Source organism: Dolichospermum compactum NIES-806 (assembly GCF_002368115.1).
Taxonomy (GTDB): Bacteria; Cyanobacteriota; Cyanobacteriia; order Cyanobacteriales; family Nostocaceae; genus Dolichospermum; species Dolichospermum compactum.
Genome location: NZ_AP018316.1, coordinates 297,375 through 318,266, shown reverse-complemented (window position 1 = coordinate 318,266; position 20,892 = coordinate 297,375). Strand labels below are relative to the sequence as shown.

General features: G+C 39.8%; 21 protein-coding genes, 2 rRNA genes, 1 other RNA gene and 1 pseudogene. 12 read left to right on the top strand and 13 right to left on the bottom strand.

What is annotated here, in order from left to right:
* Positions 1 to 312 precede the first annotated feature (312 nt).
* From queF to CA730_RS01375, 5 genes are all read right to left on the bottom strand, one after another.
* Positions 313 to 729: a preQ(1) synthase gene (gene queF / locus CA730_RS01395; protein ID WP_096663041.1), complete on the bottom strand. Its 417-nt coding sequence runs from the start codon at positions 727 to 729 to the stop codon at positions 313 to 315.
* 81 nt (positions 730 to 810) lie between these two features.
* Entirely contained in the window at positions 811 to 1,233 is a 423-nt protein-coding gene (locus CA730_RS01390) for a hypothetical protein (protein ID WP_096663038.1), read from the bottom strand.
* 165 nt (positions 1,234 to 1,398) lie between these two features.
* Entirely contained in the window at positions 1,399 to 1,800 is a 402-nt protein-coding gene (locus CA730_RS01385) for a phasin family protein (protein WP_096663035.1), read from the bottom strand.
* 25 nt (positions 1,801 to 1,825) lie between these two features.
* An RNA gene (gene ffs, locus CA730_RS01380) (signal recognition particle sRNA small type) lies at positions 1,826 to 1,922 on the bottom strand.
* A 37-nt stretch (positions 1,923 to 1,959) separates the two neighbouring features.
* On the bottom strand, positions 1,960 to 2,226 hold the full coding sequence (locus CA730_RS01375; RefSeq protein WP_027404002.1) for a YciI family protein: 267 nt from the start codon (positions 2,224 to 2,226) through the stop codon (positions 1,960 to 1,962).
* 175 nt (positions 2,227 to 2,401) lie between these two features.
* Between CA730_RS01375 and CA730_RS01370 the strand changes: the two genes are divergently transcribed.
* Positions 2,402 to 2,953 carry a 2'-5' RNA ligase family protein gene (locus tag CA730_RS01370; protein WP_096663032.1) on the top strand — a complete coding sequence of 184 codons (552 nt, stop codon included), beginning with the start codon at positions 2,402 to 2,404 and terminating at the stop codon, positions 2,951 to 2,953.
* A 248-nt stretch (positions 2,954 to 3,201) separates the two neighbouring features.
* A complete protein-coding gene (locus CA730_RS01365; RefSeq protein ID WP_096663029.1) occupies positions 3,202 to 3,987 on the top strand; it encodes a glycoside hydrolase family protein in 786 nt (261 codons plus the stop codon).
* A 162-nt stretch (positions 3,988 to 4,149) separates the two neighbouring features.
* On the opposite strand, the gene CA730_RS01360 is transcribed toward CA730_RS01365, so the two are convergent.
* Positions 4,150 to 5,373, bottom strand: a complete 1,224-nt coding sequence (locus CA730_RS01360; RefSeq protein ID WP_096663026.1) for a ribulose bisphosphate carboxylase small subunit — start codon at positions 5,371 to 5,373, stop codon at positions 4,150 to 4,152.
* Between the two features lie 43 nt (positions 5,374 to 5,416).
* Positions 5,417 to 6,853, bottom strand: a complete 1,437-nt coding sequence (locus tag CA730_RS01355; RefSeq protein ID WP_096663022.1) for a BCD family MFS transporter — start codon at positions 6,851 to 6,853, stop codon at positions 5,417 to 5,419.
* 144 nt (positions 6,854 to 6,997) lie between these two features.
* Between CA730_RS01355 and CA730_RS01350 the strand changes: the two genes are divergently transcribed.
* From CA730_RS01350 to CA730_RS01335, 4 genes are all read left to right on the top strand, one after another.
* Positions 6,998 to 7,513 (top strand): GNAT family N-acetyltransferase, encoded by a 516-nt coding sequence (locus tag CA730_RS01350; RefSeq protein WP_096663019.1) that lies wholly within the window; start codon positions 6,998 to 7,000, stop codon positions 7,511 to 7,513.
* A gap of 367 nt (positions 7,514 to 7,880) precedes the next feature.
* Positions 7,881 to 8,846 carry a DUF1517 domain-containing protein gene (locus CA730_RS01345; protein ID WP_096663016.1) on the top strand — a complete coding sequence of 322 codons (966 nt, stop codon included), beginning with the start codon at positions 7,881 to 7,883 and terminating at the stop codon, positions 8,844 to 8,846.
* Between the two features lie 39 nt (positions 8,847 to 8,885).
* Complete coding sequence (locus CA730_RS26325) at positions 8,886 to 9,131, top strand: DUF6888 family protein (protein ID WP_407919791.1); 246 nt, start codon at positions 8,886 to 8,888, stop codon at positions 9,129 to 9,131.
* The gene (locus CA730_RS01335; protein WP_197705482.1) at positions 9,121 to 9,447 is read left to right on the top strand and encodes a DUF6887 family protein; all 327 of its coding nucleotides are present in this window, start codon (positions 9,121 to 9,123) and stop codon (positions 9,445 to 9,447) included. Before CA730_RS26325 ends, CA730_RS01335 begins: the two co-directional genes overlap by 11 nt.
* Before the next feature lie 48 nt (positions 9,448 to 9,495).
* On the opposite strand, the gene panB is transcribed toward CA730_RS01335, so the two are convergent.
* A complete protein-coding gene (panB, locus tag CA730_RS01330) occupies positions 9,496 to 10,269 on the bottom strand; it encodes a 3-methyl-2-oxobutanoate hydroxymethyltransferase (protein WP_096663010.1) in 774 nt (257 codons plus the stop codon).
* 1,292 nt (positions 10,270 to 11,561) lie between these two features.
* On the opposite strand from panB, the gene CA730_RS01325 reads away from it, so the two are divergent.
* The 6 genes from CA730_RS01325 (at position 11,562) to CA730_RS01300 (ending at position 16,947) form a co-directional block, all read left to right on the top strand.
* Entirely contained in the window at positions 11,562 to 12,992 is a 1,431-nt protein-coding gene (locus tag CA730_RS01325) for a form I ribulose bisphosphate carboxylase large subunit (protein WP_096663007.1), read from the top strand.
* A gap of 70 nt (positions 12,993 to 13,062) precedes the next feature.
* Positions 13,063 to 13,470: a RuBisCO chaperone RbcX gene (gene rcbX, locus CA730_RS01320; protein ID WP_096663004.1), complete on the top strand. Its 408-nt coding sequence runs from the start codon at positions 13,063 to 13,065 to the stop codon at positions 13,468 to 13,470.
* A gap of 45 nt (positions 13,471 to 13,515) precedes the next feature.
* Complete coding sequence (locus CA730_RS01315) at positions 13,516 to 13,845, top strand: ribulose bisphosphate carboxylase small subunit (protein ID WP_039200136.1); 330 nt, start codon at positions 13,516 to 13,518, stop codon at positions 13,843 to 13,845.
* A gap of 129 nt (positions 13,846 to 13,974) precedes the next feature.
* Positions 13,975 to 14,199, top strand: a complete 225-nt coding sequence (locus tag CA730_RS01310) for a type II toxin-antitoxin system Phd/YefM family antitoxin (RefSeq protein WP_096663001.1) — start codon at positions 13,975 to 13,977, stop codon at positions 14,197 to 14,199.
* Positions 14,199 to 14,432, top strand: coding sequence for a type II toxin-antitoxin system VapC family toxin (locus CA730_RS01305; protein ID WP_231939944.1), 234 nt, complete (start codon positions 14,199 to 14,201; stop codon positions 14,430 to 14,432). Before CA730_RS01310 ends, CA730_RS01305 begins: the two co-directional genes overlap by 1 nt.
* Positions 14,433 to 15,711: 1,279 nt before the next feature.
* A complete protein-coding gene (locus CA730_RS01300; RefSeq protein WP_096662998.1) occupies positions 15,712 to 16,947 on the top strand; it encodes a glycosyltransferase family 4 protein in 1,236 nt (411 codons plus the stop codon).
* On the opposite strand, the gene thiS is transcribed toward CA730_RS01300, so the two are convergent.
* The 5 genes and pseudogenes from thiS to CA730_RS01280 form a co-directional block, all read right to left on the bottom strand.
* On the bottom strand, positions 16,944 to 17,156 hold the full coding sequence (gene thiS / locus CA730_RS01295; RefSeq protein ID WP_096662995.1) for a sulfur carrier protein ThiS: 213 nt from the start codon (positions 17,154 to 17,156) through the stop codon (positions 16,944 to 16,946). The genes CA730_RS01300 and thiS overlap by 4 nt on opposite strands.
* 213 nt (positions 17,157 to 17,369) lie before the next feature.
* A pseudogene (locus tag CA730_RS01290) lies at positions 17,370 to 17,468 on the bottom strand (transposase); the annotation flags it as partial.
* Between the two features lie 8 nt (positions 17,469 to 17,476).
* The gene (locus CA730_RS25910) at positions 17,477 to 17,602 is read right to left on the bottom strand and encodes a hypothetical protein (RefSeq protein ID WP_269076490.1); all 126 of its coding nucleotides are present in this window, start codon (positions 17,600 to 17,602) and stop codon (positions 17,477 to 17,479) included.
* A 153-nt stretch (positions 17,603 to 17,755) separates the two neighbouring features.
* Positions 17,756 to 17,873 (bottom strand): 5S ribosomal RNA (rrf, locus tag CA730_RS01285).
* A gap of 168 nt (positions 17,874 to 18,041) precedes the next feature.
* A 23S ribosomal RNA gene (locus CA730_RS01280) occupies positions 18,042 to 20,867 on the bottom strand.
* Positions 20,868 to 20,892 lie beyond the last annotated feature (25 nt).

Sequence of the window (20,892 nt, the reverse complement as noted above, 5' to 3'; positions counted from 1 at the left end):
ACGCATATTTAATTTTCACCAGATGTCTAATGACAAAGAACCCAGATGTGTAGGGGTAAAGCAAAAGCTTAATGGTGTCAACTTAAGCCCTGGCGAATGGAATTCACGGCTACACAAACAAAGTCCGCCTGCGCGGACTAAGGAAAAATCAAGGATTGAAACCCACGCAGGTGGGTTTTGCCTGTGTAGACGCGGTTTCTAACCGCCCGTTTTACGTTAAGTTGACACCAATGAAGCTCTTGCTTTACCCCTACGTTTAGAATCAAACAATCAAGCCGTTTGCAGTATAGTTCCTGACTCCTGACTCCTACTCTAAACAGCTTTTTGATGTCTGACTTCAACAACTGTATGCACATTCCCACGAGGGGTAAAATCTGTTTTCACAGTAATTGCTAAAGGATCACAAGCTGCAACTAGATCATCTAAAATTTGATTGGCTGTTTCTTCATGGGAGATATAGCGATCGCGGTAGCTGTTAATATAAAGCTTGAGTGCCTTCAACTCTACTACCTTTTCATCGGGAATGTATGTAATATAAATAGTCGCAAAGTCAGGATAACCGGAAAAAGGACACTTACAAGTAAATTCCGGTAAAGTAATATTAACGTCATAGCGTCTGCCAATGCGGGGGTTAGGAAATGTAATTAATTTCCCCTCCGCAATTTCGCGTTCACCATATTTCATTTCTTGACTTGCTGGAGATACAGTTTCAGGTGCAAAGTTACTCATTATGTTAATAAAAAGAAATGCAGAGATTCACAATTATTAACTTAACAGTTTTTAACATTTCTCCCCAGCTTCATGAGTCACCTACTCAATTTCTTTTTCCCAATCTGGACAACTTTCATCATCCCAACCATGAGGGTGCATACCACAGACTAGCAAATTACCACTGTAAACTTGTCCGTGATAGTTACTACAACCAATACAAGCAGCATTTTTTTCTAGTGTAGCTTCTACTGCATAAGGAAAACCAGGATCTATATCTTCAGAAATGTCCCCGAATTCCCAATAAATTTCCAAAAATGGTTCGGTCAAGTCCTGTAAAAACTGTTCGTGCAAAGTAGCGAAGGTATCAATATCAGCCACCAATGCGTTTTGTACTTCTTCAGTAATCTCTTCCGTAATCTCAAAAAAAGCGTCTACCATATCATTTATTTCTAGGAAGAACTGCTCTACTTCATCAGTCACGGTTTCAATCATGCCTATTAAGTCTTTTTGCCACTGTTCCATAACTTATACTCTAAAAGGCTAAAAACATGACGCTTAACACCGTTTGACTGGAAGCTATGGAGTTTACGGTTGGTAATTGCAACTCAAACCATCTTGGGTACAGCGTCATTTTTTGAGAATTAAAAGAATTAAATGTTTCTGATACCCAAAATCAAAAATTGCTTTTTACGGTTCACGTTGCAGCCGTTTTAACTCTTCCTGTAGTTCTAACACTTGATTCCGTAGTTCATCTACATTATCGCCATTTTCTTTATTTTCTTTTTTCGCCTCTTTCACAGTTGGTTCTTCGTCAACCTCTAAAATTTCAATCCGACGAGGTTCAGAAGGGGCTGTTTTTTCAGGCGTTTGTTCAGATGTTGATTGCTGTTGGGCTTGCTTCATCATATCTTCGACAAAGCGGCGAGCTTCTTCCGTGTTCATCTCACCTTTGGCTACCATTTCATCTGCCAATTTTTGAAATTGCGATCGCAGTTCGGCTAACTTCCCCCCAGCTTTTTCGCCAGCGTAAGAGGCTAACCCCACACCAAGATAAAAAGCTTTTTGTACAATATCTCCAAAACCAGGCATTGCTGCTGAAAGCTCCTACAAATAAGGCGACCCGGAGACTACGCCTACCACAAGCATCCCTTATTGCTGCTACCTTCCGGTCCTGACAAAGTTTGGGCGTTGAAGTTGCATAGATCCAGGTCTTCCATCATCATAACACGAAAATTCAAAATTTGTGGATTATTCCACAACAATTCGCCATTCAAATAATTGGTAGCTGACACAATCGTTCTGTACCAAGGGGTCAGCCAATACTATTGCTTGTGCCTCATCCATTGATGCCGCCTCAAATAACATCATTCCACCACCCTTTTGCGCCCAATAACCTGTTTTAGCTTTGTGTCCTTTAGTAATCAACTCTTGTACATAGGCTCTATGGGCAGGTACATATTGGTCAAAGGTGGGTTTCTCAACCTTACCAGTTTCAATTTTGACAAACCAAGCCATATCTTCAGATGAGATTTTAAATGAATAATTTCTGATTTATCACAAAATATCATGATTTGTTATCATATTTGTGCTGATTCATATATTTTTATGATTTATGTAATATTCCATAGCCACACGCTACCCATTTACACATCCATACTGTATAATTATGTAGTAAAAGCAGGAGAATTAAATGAGTCGCTTTTTCGTTGCCCTCTTACCACCACAAAATATCCAAGAATATGCAAACGAAATTAAACAGTATTTTGCAGATAAATATGCCTCCTACAGTGCTAAAAAATCACCCCCCCATATTACCTTACAGCCGCCCTTTGAATGGGCAGATTATTCCCTATTGAGTCTAGAAACATCTTTGGAAACATTCGCTATTCAACAGCAATCAATTTCCATCACATTCAACGGGTTTGCTGCCTTTCCGCCTCGTGTTATATACATGGATGTAGTCAAAAGTCAACCACTTTTGAATTTACAAACAGATTTAGTTACACATCTACAAACCAACTTAGGGATTATTGATCAAGTCGGAAAAACTCGCCCCTTTATCCCCCATCTCACAGTAGCATTTCGGGATTTAACAATGGAAAGCTTTCGGACTGCTTGGCCAGAATTTGTCCAGCGTCAGTTTTATTCTGAATGCACAGTAACTCATTTAACTCTACTCCTGCATGATGGCAACTGCTGGAATATTAAATCAAAATTTCCGTTTCTACCATCCGGCAAATGATGCTAAAATTTGTGAGATTATCTAGAAATTTACTAATAATTTGTTAAGTTTTTAAAATTTGGTTGAATTAACTGGCAATGACTGCAATAATGATTCTACTGCTGAGAACAGACAACTAGTAAATATCAAAAATTCATTCACAAAAATGGATGGAAATTGTTTACTTATTGTTATAGGTAAAAAGTAAGTTTTAAATTTGCTTTTTCTTAATTATTAAACTGATTAAATCCAGTCCCCATAATAACACAATGCCTAGCAAATTAAATCTCAATAGCGGTGAAACTCTCCAGAAAGGTGCCACAGGATCACAAGTTCGACAACTCCAAGAAATCTTAAAAGCACTTAATCTAAACCCAGGAAAAATAGATGGTGATTTTGGTAATAACACTCTCAAAGCCATTAAACAATTTCAAAGTCAAAAAGGACTTGAAGCCGATGGTATCGTTGGGAAAAATACTCAAAATGCCTTAAATAATGCCCTGGGAGAAGCAACAACAAGCGCAGCATCATCTACATCATCCCCTACTGTAAGCGCCCCTAAAAAAGGTTTTGGTGGGACAACTGGAAAACTACCACTTCCAGGAATTCCTCTGATTAAAGAATTTGAAGGTTGTTATTTAAAAGCTTACCCAGATCCTCTCAGTGGTAATTTACCTATCACCATTGGTTGGGGTACTACTAAAAAAAGAGATGGTAGTAACTGGAAATTAGGTGAAAGCATCACTCAACAAGAAGCAGATGATTTATTGATGCTTCAACTAGAGAATAGCTATCTTCCACCTCTGCAAAAAATTCCGGTTTGGAATGAATTAAACGCCAATCAACAGGGTGCTTTATTGAGTTTTGGTTATAACTTGGGTGCTAACTTCTATGGCAGTTCCAACTTCTCAAGCATGACTAGAGTTTTGAGAGATAAGAAATGGAATGAGATTGAAGAAACTTTTCTGAAATACAGAAATCCCGGTAGCAATGTAGAAGCTGGATTAAGACGCAGAAGACAAGCAGAAGCTAATCTATTTTTAACTCCAGTTTAGTTAATATAGCAGTTATAGCGTTTTCTAATCATATCGAGTATATTATAGCCCCCTCCTCGCTTGCGGGGAGGGGGTTGGGGTTCTTGTACCTCACTGAATTGAAAAACGCTATATCTTTAGAATACAATACAATCCAGGGCAGGGAAACCCCGCCCCTACTAATTACTTACCATTGGGACGCTGAATAATTGTCTCTACTACCCGTCGTTTTGCTTGTGGGTCAATTCCTACTAAACGCACATATTCACCATTATATTCAGATAAACAAGATTCTAAAGTAGAAATAGCATCGGAATGGGCATCAATATTAAAAGAACCACAACTTTGCCAAGAACCTGTCCGAAACCGTCTTTCATCAACGTGTTCAATGCCAATTTTACAACCTTGAGATAAAATTTGGCGAACTTGTTCTTGAGTTTCTAAACTTAGATGAGTAGGTTGATTAACCGTAGGTTTGCTAACTGGACTTTCCACAACAGGTAAACTTGCTTGAGAAGCTTTACCGCGATTTAAACGATTATATTCATCTACTAAATGAGAAGTTTCTACCCGTTTTTGTTCACCAACCATAAATTTACCAGACTCAATTAAATGAGAGAGTGTAAAATCTGGCTTTTTAAATGCTGGTGGACCTTCTAAACTATTAACAACTCTTAAAGAGACATTTTCAAACCCAATTTGATGGATAAAACTACGAATTTGTTCATCATAAATCCGAGAACGCAAAGCACTAAAAAAGTCAATAGATTGATGAGGAAAAGTATCAACTAATTGGGTAATTTCTCGGTCTAAAAGTCCATCAGGTGCAAAAATTCCCCCCACAATTCCTATTTTATCATCGCGGTTTGGTTCCCAATAAAATTTATCCATTCTCCCATCACGAATTAATGGTGCATAGAGAGTAGAAAAATCATTTCCGGTGACAATAATGGGTACACGACATAAAGGATTGGAATCATAACTTCCCGGTAACTGCACATCTGTGGGATTATCAGCAATATTCATCAATGTGGCATTTACCAACTGAGTATTTACTGTATATTGAGTTCCTTCGTCAAAACGTCCCGCACCTGCATCTAAATCATTAATCATCAGTACGCACATTTTCCCCCGCACTTTGATTAATTCTGCTGTTTCCCGATAACGCAACCGAATTAACCGCGCTGGATCTCCTGCATCTGGACTTTCTAATTCTCCTCCAGATATTAAGGTGACTTCGATACCCATTTTCTCAAAGACTAATTCGCATTGAAAAGTTTTCCCCTCACCTTTGCGTCCATGAATACCTAAAATTAGAGGAACGCGAATCCCAGGAATATTTAAGAAGTTTTTGGTGATATGAACTGCAAGTTTATCAAGAAAACTAGGCGCAATGTAGTAACTCATAGAATGTATCCCTGGTTATGTTTTATTTGTTAGTTGTTAGTTGTTAATTATCTAAGTCACTTTCGAGAACAGAGGCTAAAACTTGTTTTGTGTTAGTTTGAAATTCTGTAACATTGACTCGATTCAAAAACCAAATTGATATCAACATTCCCACAGCTTCTAATAGAAATACCATGCCATAAGCTAAGACCAAATTATCGGGTAAAAACTTGCGTCCTAAATCTAAAACAGTACCACCAATTACCGTAGCAATGCCTCTAGATAAAGACTGGGCAAGTCCCCAAGCGCCAATGAATGTACCTGCGGCTTCAGCAATTGTTAAGTCTAACATTAAAGTAACGGCTGCGGTAGTGACAAAACCAGTAGATAAACCAAATAAAACTAAAGTTGATTTTAGGAGAGATGGATTTGCAGAAAATCCAGAAACACCTATTAATAAAGCGGCAACTGCTACTAAGATACAACCTAACTTTATAGTCCTTTTTTTACCCAAACGGGGAACAATGAAAAAACCTGTGATTCCATAGGAAATTAATATCCCTGTCCCGTAAAAAACGTTGAGTTTGGTACTTTCTGCTAAGGGCATTTTAAATACTTGCCCTGCATAAGGTTCTAAAATGGGATCTTGCATAAACAAGCTGATAGTCATCACTAATAAAAATGTGAAAAACAAGCCTGTTTGTGGACTAGCTGTTAAAATTTTCCAAGCAACTTTTAAGGTAATACCATCTTCCCGATTTCCTTTATTGGCACGGGTTAAGAAACGGGAATATTTGTTTTCAACTCCTACAGTTGCCACAATTGCTAAACTAAAAACGATGCTGGGAACAATTATAAATAGACGATTAATTGCCGCTTGTAAAGTTTCTAGAGGTGCGTCTGTGCTTAATTGCTTTAATAAGCTGGAACTGATAATTGCCCCTACTATAATCCCTACCATTAACATTGACCAAACAATCCCCACAACTTGGGAACGGTTGTCTTCTTCGGAGATATCCACTAATAAAGCTGCAAATGCTGTACCACTAGCACAAATTGCTAAACCGTAAATTGCGAACACTAACCCTAAAACTGCTGTCCAACCGATGGTTTGGGTAGTCCATGTCCACTTATCACCAATATTAGCCGCATTTAACTGCCACATTACTTGTACCGCTAAAAATGCAGCGATCGCAAATATTCCTGCTCCTCCCCATACATAAGCCGTACGATGATAACCTAATAAGGGTTTAGCGTCGGACATTTGCCCAAATAAAATCCTTGTCGGTGCGATAAAAGAAGGTATTGCTAATACTAAACTACCTATAGTTGCCGGAATTGCGATTTCCTGAATCATGACACGGTTAAGCACTCCCAGAGTCAAGATAGACATCATACTCAACCCCATTTGAAACAATCCTAGCCGAAACATCGTCAATATCTTGACTTTGGGGATAGATAAGGATTGATTTAGGGTGTCAAATGTATCATCCATTGCCATAGTTGCTTTTTTCTCTCGTTTTCTAAATAGTAGCACTCTCCGTATATTTCCAAAATCAAATATGAATTTTATATGATCTCAATTAAATGGTAAATTTATTTTATAATCATCAAATTTAATTTTCATTAGAATATAATTTTCTCTATGAATATTTCATCAATTACCATTACTCAGTTATTAGATACAAATTTGGCAGAACTCAGAAAAATCAGTCGAGAGATTTGGTATAGCCATTATTCGACAATTCTCAGCCATGCACAAATTGAGTATATGCTCAATAAAATGTATGGCATAGGAGTCATTGAACATGAAATTTATCACCAAGGCATCTTTTATGATCAAGTTTTACATAATTCTCAATTAGTTGGTTATTTATCTTATGGTTCAGAAACGATAAATACTACAAATTATTTAAAACTACATAAATGTTACTTATTACCATCATTACATGGTTTTGGCTATGGTCAAAAGATGTTATTTCATATTTGCCAAAAAGCCCAAGCAATGAACAGCAAAAAAATCATCCTCAATGTTAATAAAAGGAATGAAAAAGGAATTAAAGCCTATTCTCGATTTGGGTTTAAAATTATTGATAGTCAGATAAAAGATTTTGGTAGTGGATTTGTATTGGATGATTACATTATGGGTTATGATATTTGAATAATTCAATAATTTGTGATTCACTTCATATCAATAAATTATCCAAATTACAAAAAAGGGAACAGATAGGAAACTAAAACAATACAATTGAGAGGGCGGGGAAACCCTACAGCTTTTGCAATTTAATCACTGTATCTCATCCAAGTGCATACCGCCGTATCAGCTTTGCATAAATGAGAATGAAAAATTATTAATTTATTCTAAAGTTTTTTGATTCTCAAGATACTTCCTTGTACGGTTATCAACGCCAGAAATCTCTCCCTATTTCCACCCTAACAAAGAAAAGACGCGGTAGATTAGAGATAGTGTCACTTCTTCAAAACCGGAGAAGTGATCATAAAAATACAGTTGTCTCCATAAATGTGTTATGAGTAAAAAAATACAAGGATTCCTCAAACCCCTATTTAAAACCGTCTTTATCCTTAGCTTAGTGCTAACTTTGGCTTTTGGTCATGCTAATGATGCATTAGCAGCCCGTAGTGGTGGCAGAATTGGTGGTGGTTCTTTTAGAATGCCTTCTAGCCGAAGTTATGCACCCCGGACAAGTATGCCCGGTAATGGCGGCTACTATGCCCCTTATGGTGGTGGTTTTGGCTTTCCGTTTCTTTTACCCTTATGGGGTTTCGGCGGTGGTTTTGGTGGGTTGTTTGGGATTTTAATCTTTTTTGCAATGGCGAATTTTTTAGTCCAAACCTTTCGCCGTGTTACCAGTGGAGAATCAGAAGAAGTTAGCTATAGCAGCAATCCCTCCGTGTCTGTCACCCTGTTACAAGTTGGTTTATTAGCCCAAGCCAGAGATTTACAACCAGAACTCAATCGGATTGCGGAAACTGCTGATACCAACACCCCAGAGGGAAGAAGCGAAGTTTTACAAGAGGCTAGTTTGGCTTTATTGCGTCACCCTGAATACTGGGTATATGCAGGTAGTGGAACTCAACAAGCAAAGTTAAATTCTGCCGAATCCCAATTTAATCGTTTGTCTTTAGCTGAACGCAGTAAGTTTAGCGAAGAAACTCTCTCTAATGTCAATAATCAACTCAAGGCTGTTCTTAGTAAAGAAGCCTTACCAGGTGAAGTGGATAACCCCACTCGTTTGATTAGTGAAGGTCCTGGAGAATATATTATCGTCACTTTATTAGCAGCGACTTTGGGTAAATGTGAAATTCCTGCTATTAATAATGCTGATGATTTACGCCAAGCCTTACGTCAAATTGGTAGTCTTTCCGGTGAACAACTGTTAGCAATTGAATTGCTGTGGACTCCCCAAGCTGAAGGGGATACACTGACATCAGATGATTTGTTTGCTGAATATCCTGATTTGAAATTGGTTTAATTGGGGATTGGGGCTGAAAACAGTTAGAAGTGACTTGTAATCGAAAATTGGGACATTCGTTTTAAGATTATTTATGTCACAATTGAGGAAACTACCATTTTTAATTCTACTGCTGTACAAGCCCTAACCTGTCTCAGGGTTTGCCAGATGGTCTCTAACAGCTTTCTAGACATCCACTTAATTCGGTTTAATGAAATTAAGGGATATGTATACATTTTGGCAGGTGATGAAATGGAAATTCTAATCTTTCCTGAAGGAAATTGGAGGTTTATTTATGAAACCTAATTTTGATCAAATGCCGACAGATGATTTAAGAGCTTATGTACGGAGAAACCGTGATGACTGGGAGGCTTTAGATATTTTGGTTAGTCGTCGGACTCCTGATTCAGAAGCTACATGGTATGCGCCAATGGTGACGGCAGAAGGTGTACCAATAGAAGAAAATATCCAGTTAGCGGCAAAAGGTATTCAGGAACGAGTTACCTTAGAGCGAGAAAAAGAGTCCATTAGGACTGGGATTGAAGCACATGAGGCACTTTATAAGGGAATGATGAAAGCAGATGCTGAATGGAGGGAAGAAAAAAAGAAAATCAATCAATAATCTCGGAATCAATAGCCTTATGAAAGGCTATTCTTCCGGGAATATTAACTATTTAGGAAACTGTCTTTCTCGGACTTCAACAGCGTAATCTTGTACAGCGTTGGTAATTGTTTCTCGCAAATTTGTATAAACTTTGGCAAATGGTGGTTGTTTTTCCGAAAGTCCGAGAATATCAGAAGTCACTAATACTTGACCATCACAGCTAGAACCTGCCCCAATGCCGATAGTAGGAATACGGAGTTTTTGTGTAATTTGCAGTGCTAGTCTTGTGGGAATATGTTCTAATACTATCGCAAAAACACCAGCTTGTTCAAGAGCGATCGCTTCATTGAAAATTCTCTCTCCTGCTTCCTGGGTTTTTCCCTGTTGTCGTAACCCTAATTGATGGATTGATTGGGGTGTTAAACCCACATGACCCATAACCGGAATCCCAGATTGCACTAACCGAGTAATGGTTTCCACCATTGCGGGATAGCCACCTTCTAATTTTACCGCTTGCGCCCCCGTTTCCTTCAACACCCTACCGGCAGAATGCATAGCTTGGGAAATACTTTCTTGATAAGTCAAAAATGGTAAATCCACCACAACTAGAGCATTTTTGACCCCACGTCGTACAGCTTTAGCATGATGGATCATTTCATCCAAAGTTATTGGTAAAGTAGTTTCATAACCCAGGACAACGGCAAGAGAATCACCAACTAGGATCAAGTCTACAGCAGCTAGATCCAAAAGTTGAGCGATCGCATAATCCCAGGCAGTTAACGCAACAATCGCCCGTCCCTGTTGTTTCCATTGAGTTAATTGTTGGGTAGTAACTGCCATAAAGAATTGATCATTGATAATTGTCAATTGTTAATTGTCAACTGATAATTGTCAATTAAGTAAGTAGGTGGGCGTTAAAAATTGTGGTTGGGGCAAGGGAACAGGGAACAGGGAACAGGAAATACAGAATTGATACCTACTGAGTCTTATTCAAAAATCAAATAGGAGTCCTAATATTACTATTACTTTCTCAAATTCGAGACTATTCTTATCTCCTTCTAATTCTTCCTCCTGACTCCTGACTCCTAACTCCTGACTCCTGACTCCTGACTCCTATTTCACATACCGACCAAAACCAAAATGAGGTTGAGCCGTACCCACTGAAGGCATTAACCAAGCTAAACCCTCCGTTGTTCTGATAATATTTTCATCCTTTATACTCAAAACGGCTAGAAGCTGGACTTTTTTATCATACAAAGAACAAGGTTCAAAGCCTCTCCCTGCACCTCTCCCTAACCCTCTCCTCTTAGGAGAGGGAAAAGGAATAACATTTAATACTGGAAAGGTTTGGAGAGGGGTTTCATATTTGGTTAAACTATGAACTGTTTGCAGTATAGCTTAAGTGTAATAACCAACAGATAAGCGAGAGTCCTATAGATTTTAAGCCGTAGCAAACATTTCAAGTTAGTATTAAAAATTACATTAATTGACAACGAAGCCCTGACATCATTAGCTCTCTAGAGTTTAGATATACACATTTGCAAATAAATCTTAACAAAATGTTAAATCTTTATGTAATAACAAATTTAAATATATCAATTAACAAAATTTGCAAAATAACTTATTGAATTATTGATATATTGTGGGGTAAGCTACAAATTCCGTGATGTGCAGTTTCTTCTTTTCTTGCTCATCCCCTAACTAAACTTGTCTTCAGGAAAAATGCCTCATGATCGCTCCTTACCCGCTTTAGGTAAAGACATCAGGAAAAAAAAGAGAATTGCAGCAAACCAGCTTTATATTTGGAATGCGGCTTTCAGGCAAAATTCCCCAGACGGCTTGTAAAGCCAATTTAGTCGGGTATGCAAACTCAAGATGAAAAGATTTTGTATTTCTGGGACGAAAAATAACAGCGTCAAACAGTACGTCTGAAACATGGTAAACAACTTGTTGCGGTGATTGTGACTGCAACCTAATTTGTGCAGCAGTAATACTGCCACCATAGAAATTGATCGCCCCTAACCATAAGCAAAACTTATAATTTCATTAAGAATGAATTAAGAGTAGGAATGAGAAGAAGTGGCACATAACGTGATTTGATAGTAAAAAGAAAGACTTCTTGGAAGAAAAATATGTCTTACGCGCAAACTAAGACTCAGGCTAAGTCTGGGTACCAAGCTGGGGTTAAAGATTACAGACTAACTTATTACACACCTGATTACACTCCTAAAGATACAGATTTATTGGCAGCTTTCCGGATGACTCCCCAACCCGGAGTTCCTCCTGAAGAAGCTGGTGCGGCAGTAGCTGCTGAGTCTTCCACTGGTACTTGGACAACAGTTTGGACAGACTTGCTGACCGACCTAGATCGCTACAAAGGTCGTTGTTACGACATCGAACCAGTTCCCGGCGAAGATAACCAATATATTTGTTATGTTGCTTATCCTTTGGACTTGTTTGAAGAGGGTTCTATCACCAACGTACTAACCTCTATCGTAGGTAACGTATTTGGTTTTAAAGCTTTACGGGCATTACGTTTGGAAGACATTCGTTTCCCTGTAGCTTACATCAAGACTTTCCAAGGACCTCCTCACGGTATCCAAGTAGAGCGCGACAAATTGAACAAATATGGTCGTCCTCTGTTGGGTTGTACAATCAAACCCAAATTAGGTCTTTCCGCTAAGAACTACGGACGTGCAGTATACGAATGTTTACGTGGTGGTTTAGACTTCACCAAAGACGACGAAAACATCAACTCTGCACCATTCCAAAGATGGCGCGATCGCTTCTTGTTTGTATCCGAAGCTATTAACAAAGCACAAGCAGAAACTGGCGAAATCAAGGGTCACTACTTAAACGTTACCGCTCCTACCTGCGAGCAAATGATTCAACGGGCTGAGTACGCTAAAGAACTCAAACAGCCCATCATCATGCACGATTACCTCACCGCAGGTTTCACCGCTAACACCACCCTGGCTCGCTGGTGTCGTGACAACGGTATTCTGTTGCACATTCACCGGGCGATGCACGCTGTAATTGACCGTCAAAAGAATCACGGTATCCACTTCCGTGTATTAGCTAAAGCCCTCCGCTTGTCTGGTGGTGATCACATCCACACCGGTACAGTAGTTGGTAAATTAGAAGGTGAACGGGGAATCACAATGGGCTTCGTTGACCTATTGCGTGAAAACTACATCGAACAAGACAAGTCTCGTGGTATTTACTTTACCCAAGACTGGGCTTCTTTACCCGGTGTAATGGCCGTTGCTTCCGGTGGTATCCACGTATGGCATATGCCCGCGTTGGTAGAAATCTTTGGTGACGACTCCGTACTACAATTCGGTGGTGGTACTCTCGGACATCCTTGGGGTAACGCTCCTGGTGCTACAGCTAACCGCGTAGCTCTAGAAGCAGTTGTTCAAGCTCGTAACGAAGGTCGTAACTTGGCTCGTGAAGGTAACGATATTATCCGCGAAGCTGCTAAGTGGTCTCCTGAGTTGGCTGTTGCTTGCGAACTGTGGAAAGAAATTAAGTTCGAGTTTGAAGCAATGGATACCGTCTGATAATTGAGGATTTGGGATTTTGGATTCATAAACAATCCAAAATCTAATAATCTAAAGGGCTGGGTCAAGCATGGATTTAAAGCAAATTGCGAAAGACACAGCCAAAACTCTCCAAAGCTACCTGACTTATCAGGCTCTGAGGACTGTATTGGCACAGCTAGGCGAAACAAATCCTCCTCTAGCACATTGGTTGCAAAACTTCTCCGCTGGCAAAATCCAAGACGGAGAAGCTTATATAGAGGAACTGTTTCTAGTCAAGTCAGATTTGGCTTTGCGAATTATGACTGTCAGGGAACACATAGCGGCAGAAGTGACGGAGTTTTTACCAGAAATGGTGATAACTGGGATTCAGCAAGCCAATATGGAACAGCGTCGCCAGCATCTCGAACGCATTACGCAACTAAGTTTATCAAGTCCCAGCCTCGAAATTGAAAGACAGACAATATCTGATGCTAATTTAGATAATTTATCTAATTAGTCAGTCAACCAAGTCATAAAAAATCTCCCCCACTTATCAAAAACTATGCAAACTTTACCTAAAGAGCGTCGTTACGAAACCCTTTCTTATCTTCCCCCTCTGTCTGACGCGCAAATTGCCAAGCAAGTTCAGTACATTATTTCACAAGGTTTTATTCCTGCAATTGAATTCAACGAAACTTCTGAACCTACAGAACTTTATTGGACAATGTGGAAGTTGCCTTTGTTCGGCGCTAAAACTGCTCAAGAAGTATTGAGTGAAGTTCAAAGTTGCCGTTCTCAGTATGGTAACTGCTACGTCCGTGTTGTTGGTTTTGACAACATTAAGCAGTGTCAAGTTATGAGCTTCCTTGTTCACAAACCCAGCAGATACTAAGAGCTAATTAGCTAATAGTAATTTGATCAATTAAAAAGAGAGGTAGAGTTTTCTATCTCTCTTTTTTAGGTTTTGATAGAGAATAGAATTATCCGTTGAGTCGCACACACAAAGCTAAAGGTGGTAATTATGCAACAAATTACCGTTAATGAAGCATCTCAACACGTATCTGATTTAATTGAAGTAGCACTTGGTGGTGATGAAATTATCATCATGAAAGATAATCAACCTGTGGTGAAATTAATTCCTGTATTACCAGTTAAACACCGTCGTCAACCTGGTAGTGCTAAAGAAATGGTAACAATGGCTGATGATTTTGATGCACCTTTAGAAGATTTTCAGGAATATATGTGATGATGTTTTTGATAGATACACATACATTTATTTGGTATGTAACAGATAACTCTCGACTTAGTAATCAAGTTTTAGAATTGATTAACGATGAGAATAATCAGATTTTTTTGAGTATAGCTAGTGTTTGGGAAATGGGAATTAAACACGGGTTAGGAAAGCTAACGTTTAATCTTCCATTTCAGACATTTATGACGCAGCAAATTAGTATTAAGATTAAAAAACCACCTGCATAATCAATACCTTGTCCAAATCGAAAAAAGTCTTGATTTGTAGGTTGGGTTGAGGTACGTTTACGAAGTGTGGCGATAGCTTGCGTGGCGACGTAGGAGCCATAGCCATAACCCAACAAATGCGTCGGGTTGCGCTGTCGCTTAACCCGACCTACAAAAAATGGACAAGGTATTGATAATTATAAGGTATTCTAGAGGCTTTTGGTGCTTTACGCGATCGCTAACACACCCTATTAAAGTAAACTAGAGTTGGAGGTAATAATACCTGAGTTAGACATAAGATAATTTGCGGAAAACTCGCCCCAAGTACGAGTCTCAAACCCTTATTCTATCCTTAAAAAAATCATAACACCGAACACCCAACTCAGGTCTTGTCAGTTTTTTATATTACTATTTTTGCTACTAACTAATTTTTTCCGGATAGAGATGAAATATTCAGCACTTATATTTTAGGGGGTTTTACTTTTTATAAGTGATGTAAGCGCAGTGAGAATTATAAATTTTACACTTACTATTGATCAATTGTTGAGTTAGATTAAAAAATGAGCCTTGAACATAGGCTTGATTGTGCCAAATATATCCATGATTACCATTTAAAGGTATTCAAGTTTAAAGTTAGCTAAATGCAATAATTGATACTCTAATAAACGAGAATGATTATGTAATCAACAAACGTGGAAATAATGAGCGTCATTAAATCATTATTTGGAAGTAAATGCTATGACTCAGATTACAAAAGCACTAATATTTTCTGGCGTTTTGGCACTAAAATAGCCAGTATTTAGGGTATTCTAAAGGAAATAGTTAGATTTAACAATTTCCCAAGCAGTTTCTGAGTAATCTCTTGGCAGTATTAGTGATAAATCATGACTATCTTTAATTATGCAGATAAATTATCCAGCATTAATCAACCTGGGCAAATCAAACAATGATCAGCGGTAAAATAGGTTAATAATTTGTAGTTTTGTCAGTCAGGTGTTTGATAATATTAATAATAATTCAGGAGCCATAATACTTGGTAATTTGGGAATATAGAGGATAAATATTTGATGAAAATAATCTCATATAACTCTAAAATCCATTATTATTTTGGCTAATCTGAATGCTCACAAATTTAATAAAGGTATTGCATTTTTTTTGAATTAGCAACATCTAAAAACTTTATTTCTATATCCGGCAAAATTCAGCAAGAATTTAGTAGTGCTACAACCGAATAGAAGTAATAGTTTTTTATTGAATTTAAGATAATGCCCTAATTCCAGTTAATTTATCAAGCTTAATTATGGAAAATATATCACAACTAGGGTCACAAGTTAGAGATAAAACAGCTTACCCAGATATCCTCGTTATTTCCCGAATATTTCGCCCAGATGAGGGTATAATTGGTGAATATGTCTATAATCGCTGTTTACAAGATCCAGATCGGGTAATTGTCTTAGCTGGTGGTTGTGCTGGAGATAAGAAATTTGATAAATCCCAACAATTTCCTGTTTATCGTTGGTTTAATTTGCCGGTTTGGTGTAATCACTGGCTGGGAAATATAATCCAATCTGGCTTTAATATTATTGCTGCTTTTTTATTAGCTATTAAATTATATTTTCGCTATCATTACCGCTACATTGAATGGTGCCACGGTTATGATTTTCCAGCGTTATTGCTACTCAGTTATATTTTACCAATTCGCTTTTTTATCTATTTACATGGTAATGATCTAATAAGTGTGGCTAGTAATCCGTTATGGCGATGGCTATTAAAAGTAACTCTCAACCGTGCCGATGGAATTGTTTGTAATAGTTCTTATATTCGCAATTCTTTAAGAAATACTTTTCGGTTAGATACACCCACTCATATCATTAATCCGGTAGTGAGGCCAGAAAGATTTGGCAATCCCACTAGTTTGAGTCATATTGATGATTTACGTAATCGTATCCGTCAGATTTATAATATTCCTGAAACAGCGATAGTTATTCTTTCTGTGGGTGATTTAGTTAAATATAAAAACCTTAATCGGGTAATAGATAATATTCCCGTATTGCTAAATTTTGGTGTGGATGTTCATTGCATTATTTGCGGTGAAGGATCTTGTGAAATTCAGCTAAAATCTCAAGCGGAAAGGTTACGAATTGATCAACGGGTACATTTTGCTGGGTATGTACCAGAACGGGATTTAGCTGGTTATTATGCAGCTTGTGAGATTTTCGCTATGTTAAATTCAAATAATTATGAAGATCAAACTATAGATAATTTTGGTATGGTTTATTTAGAAGCTGGTTATTTTGGTAAACCTGTAATTGCTTCTCGTTTAGGTAGTGTTTTAGATGCAGTTCATCATGAAGAAAATGGCCTGTTAGTAAATCCCGATTCTGGATATGAGGTTTTGCAAACTTTTAATCGGTTGTGTCAAGATTCACAGCTTCGGGAAAAACTCGGCCGTCAAGGTAAGGAATTAGCGAAACGGAAGACCTATCATCGTTGGTTATATAGTCCTGAATCTTGTTCCTCTTGCTTGTTAAATTAACCACCACCAACGATGGTGACTACTTCCAAGCGATCGCCATTTTTGATTTGAGTTTCAGTCCAAAATTGATTATGTAATATTTCACCATTGTATTCTACTGCAACTAAACGCGGATTAAAACCTAACTGTTGCAGTAATTTGGGTAAAGTAATTGGGGATAAACAATTACGAGTTTCTCCATTGACTTGGAGATTAATTTGATTAGACATAAAACTGGGAGAAATTGTGAATTTAGGAATTATGAAATTTATAGTAGTTTGGGTTACATCTATTGAGAATAGACTTGTCCAAAAACAATGAAAAGCCTCTATTTTTCCACATAATTTATTTTAAAGATAGGTTTAATACCTGATAGGGAGAGAAGAAGGACAAAAACTCATGTAGCCAGAGATACATAATGTAGGATAAAAAAAGATAGGTCATATATATTCTTTTGCAGAATGCCAAACTAATTCAATTAAATTATAATCTGGACTATACCGTGGTAAAAACTCCAAAATAATATTTGGCATTTCTGACTCAATAAGAGCTAGAACCCACATTCCGCACCCCCCGGTGTCACAATCGGTTTTTTCTGATTTTTATCCCCATTTAATGTTGTATTTTGTACCAAAACCAAGAAATATTGGTAGGCGATAGCGAAGCGCTGCTGCAAGCAGTTCGCTAAAACCAAATCTCCAAACGACCAATTTTCGTTGTGTGACAGTTTAGGGTGCGGAAGGTAGGCTAGAATGTCTTTTATTTTATGAAAACTAAACAAAGCCCCCTCTAAACTAATAGAGGAGGCATTGTTGTATTAAAAAAATAGACCTGGCATCGAGCTATTTTCACGTGGGGCTACCCCCAAACTATCGTCGCCGCAGCAGCGTTTCACCTCTGAGTTCGGGAAGGGATCAGTGTGGTTCCACCGCGCCATAGACACCAGGAAAGACTGTAGTTGCTAATTCGTAATTCGTAATTCGTAATTCGTAATTTGGAATTCGTAATTTGGAATTCGTAGTTTGGAATTCGTAATTTGGAATTTGGAATTCGTAATTACAGCAACCCTGAAGACTGCATTTGAGAAAGAGAAATCACAATAACTTGATTGAATAGAGGTCAAGCCCTCGGTCTATTAGTACCCCTCAGCTTCATACATTACTGCACTTCCACTTAGAGCCTATTAACGGGTGTTCTGCCCGTGACCTTACCTACAAAACGTAGTGAGAGTACTCATCTTGAGGTGGGCTTCCCACTTAGATGCTTTCAGCGGTTATCCTCTCCGCACTTGGCTACCCAGCGTTTACTGTTGGTACAATAACTGGTACACCAGCGGTGCGTTCCTCCCGGTCCTCTCGTACTAAGGAGGACTCCTCTCAATACTCTTGCGCCTGCACCGGATATGGACCGAACTGTCTCACGACGTTCTGAACCCAGCTCACGTACCGCTTTAATGGGCGAACAGCCCAACCCTTGGGACGTACTTCCGCCCCAGGTTGCGATGAGCCGACATCGAGGTGCCAAACCTCCCCGTCGATGTGGACTCTTGGGGGAGATCAGCCTGTTATCCCTAGAGTAACTTTTATCCGTTGAGCGACGGCCATTCCACTCTGCGCCGTCGGATCACTAAGGCCTACTTTCGTACCTGCTCGACTTGTCGGTCTTGCAGTCAAGCTCCCTTCTGCCTTTACACTCTTCGCACGGTTTCCAAGCGTGCTGAGGGAACCTTTGCGCGCCTCCGTTACCTTTTAGGAGGCGACCGCCCCAGTCAAACTGCCCACCTGAAACTGTTCCCTCTCCGGCTGACGGAGATGGGTTAGAATTCTAGCTTCGCCAGAGTGGTATCTCACCGTTAGCTCCTTATTCCCCAAAAGGAATAACTCACCGCTTCCCACCTATCCTGCGCAAGCGAAGCCCGAACACAATTCCAGGCTACAGTAAAGCTTCATAGGGTCTTTCTGTCCAGGTGCAGGCAGTCCGTATCTTCACAGACATTCCTATTTCGCCGAGTCTCTCTCTGAGACACCATCCAAATCGTTACGCCTTTCGTGCGGGTCGGAACTTACCCGACAAGGAATTTCGCTACCTTAGGACCGTTATAGTTACGGCCGCCGTTCACCGGGGCTTCGGTCGCCAGCTTCACTTTCGCTGACCAGCTTCCTTAACCTTCCGGCACTGGGCAGGCGTCAGCCCCCATACGTCCTCTTTCGAGTTGGCGGAGACCTGTGTTTTTGGTAAACAGTCGCTTGGATCTCTTCACTGCGACCCACTTATACAGTGGGCACCCCTTCTTCCGAAGTTACGGGGCCATTTTGCCGAGTTCCTTAGAGAGAGTTATCTCGCGCCCCTTGGTATTCTCAACCTCCCTACCTGTGTCGGTTTCGGGTACGGGTGTTCTATCTTCATCACATATATAGCTTTTCTTGGCACTATCCTTCACCACTCGGAGTTCGTAAACTCCTCCCAAACCAATCAGGGTATGGCTATCTTTCATGCGTCCCTATCTATGCTCCCACAGAACAGTAAGTGACTATTGACACTTTGTCCATCGACTACGCCTTTCGGCCTCGCCTTAGGTCCCGACTAACCCAGAGTGGACGAACCTGGCTCTGGAACCCTTAGGGTTTCGGGGTGTATGATTCTCACATACATTTGCGCTACTCAAGCCGACATTCTCACTTCCGTTTCGTCCACAGCTGCTCGCCGCTACTGCTTCTACCTACGACGGAACGCTCCCCTACCGATTATTTTTAGTAATCCCACAGCTTCGGTACATCACTTAGCCCCGTTCATTTTCGGCGCAAGATCGCTTGACTAGTGAGCTATTACGCACTCTTTCAAGGGTGGCTGCTTCTAGGCAAACCTCCTAGTTGTCTAGGCAATCTCACCTCCTTTATCACTTAGTGATGATTTGGGGACCTTAGCTGGTGGTCTGGGCTGTTTCCCTCTTGACAATGAAGCTTATCCCCCACTGTCTCACTGGCTGTGTGTTCTCTGGGTATTCTGAGTTTGTCTCGATTTGGTACCGGTCTCCCAGCCCGCACCGAAACAGTGCTTTACCCCCCAGATTTAATCACAACCGCTGCGCCTCAACACATTTCGGGGAGAACCAGCTAGCTCCTGGTTCGATTGGTATTTCACCCCTAACCACACCTCATCCGCCGATTTTTCAACATCGGTCGGTTCGGACCTCCACTTGGTGTTACCCAAGCTTCATCCTGGACATGGTTAGATCACCAGGGTTCGGGTCTATAAACACTGATTTTCGCCCTCTTCAGACTCGGTTTCCCTTTGGCTCCAGCATTTTCGCTTTAACCTACCAGTGCCTATAAGTCGCCGGCTCATTCTTCAACAGGCACGCGGTCATCCGTTAAATCGGACTCCCACTGCTTGTAAGCTTATGGTTTCATGTTCTATTTCACTCCCCTTCCGGGGTTCTTTTCACCTTTCCCTCGCGGTACTTGTTCACTATCGGTCACACAGTAGTATTTAGCCTTACGAGGTGGTCCTCGCTGATTCACATGGAATTCCTCGTGCTCCATGCTACTCGGGATTCAGCTACTATCCTTTGGTTTTTGACTACAAGACTTTCACTTCCTCTGGTACAGTATTTAGCTGTTTCGTCTAACCTCAGTGATTCGATATTGCTGTCCCACGACCCCAAAGGATAAATCCCTTGGTTTAGGCTCTTCCCCTTTCGCTCACCACTACTTAGGGAATCTCTAGTTTGATTTCTCTTCCTCCAGCTACTAAGATGTTTCAGTTCGCTGGGTTGGCTCTTTCCTGTCTATATATTCAACAGGTAGTACATAGGGTTGCCCCATTCGGATATTTCCGGCTCATAGTTTGCTTCCAACTCCCCGGAACATTTCGTCGGTAACCACGTCCTTCTTCGCCTCTGTGTGCCTAGGTATCCACCATTAGCCCTTATTAGCTTGACCACAATTTTTTCTTGTTTGCTTTCAC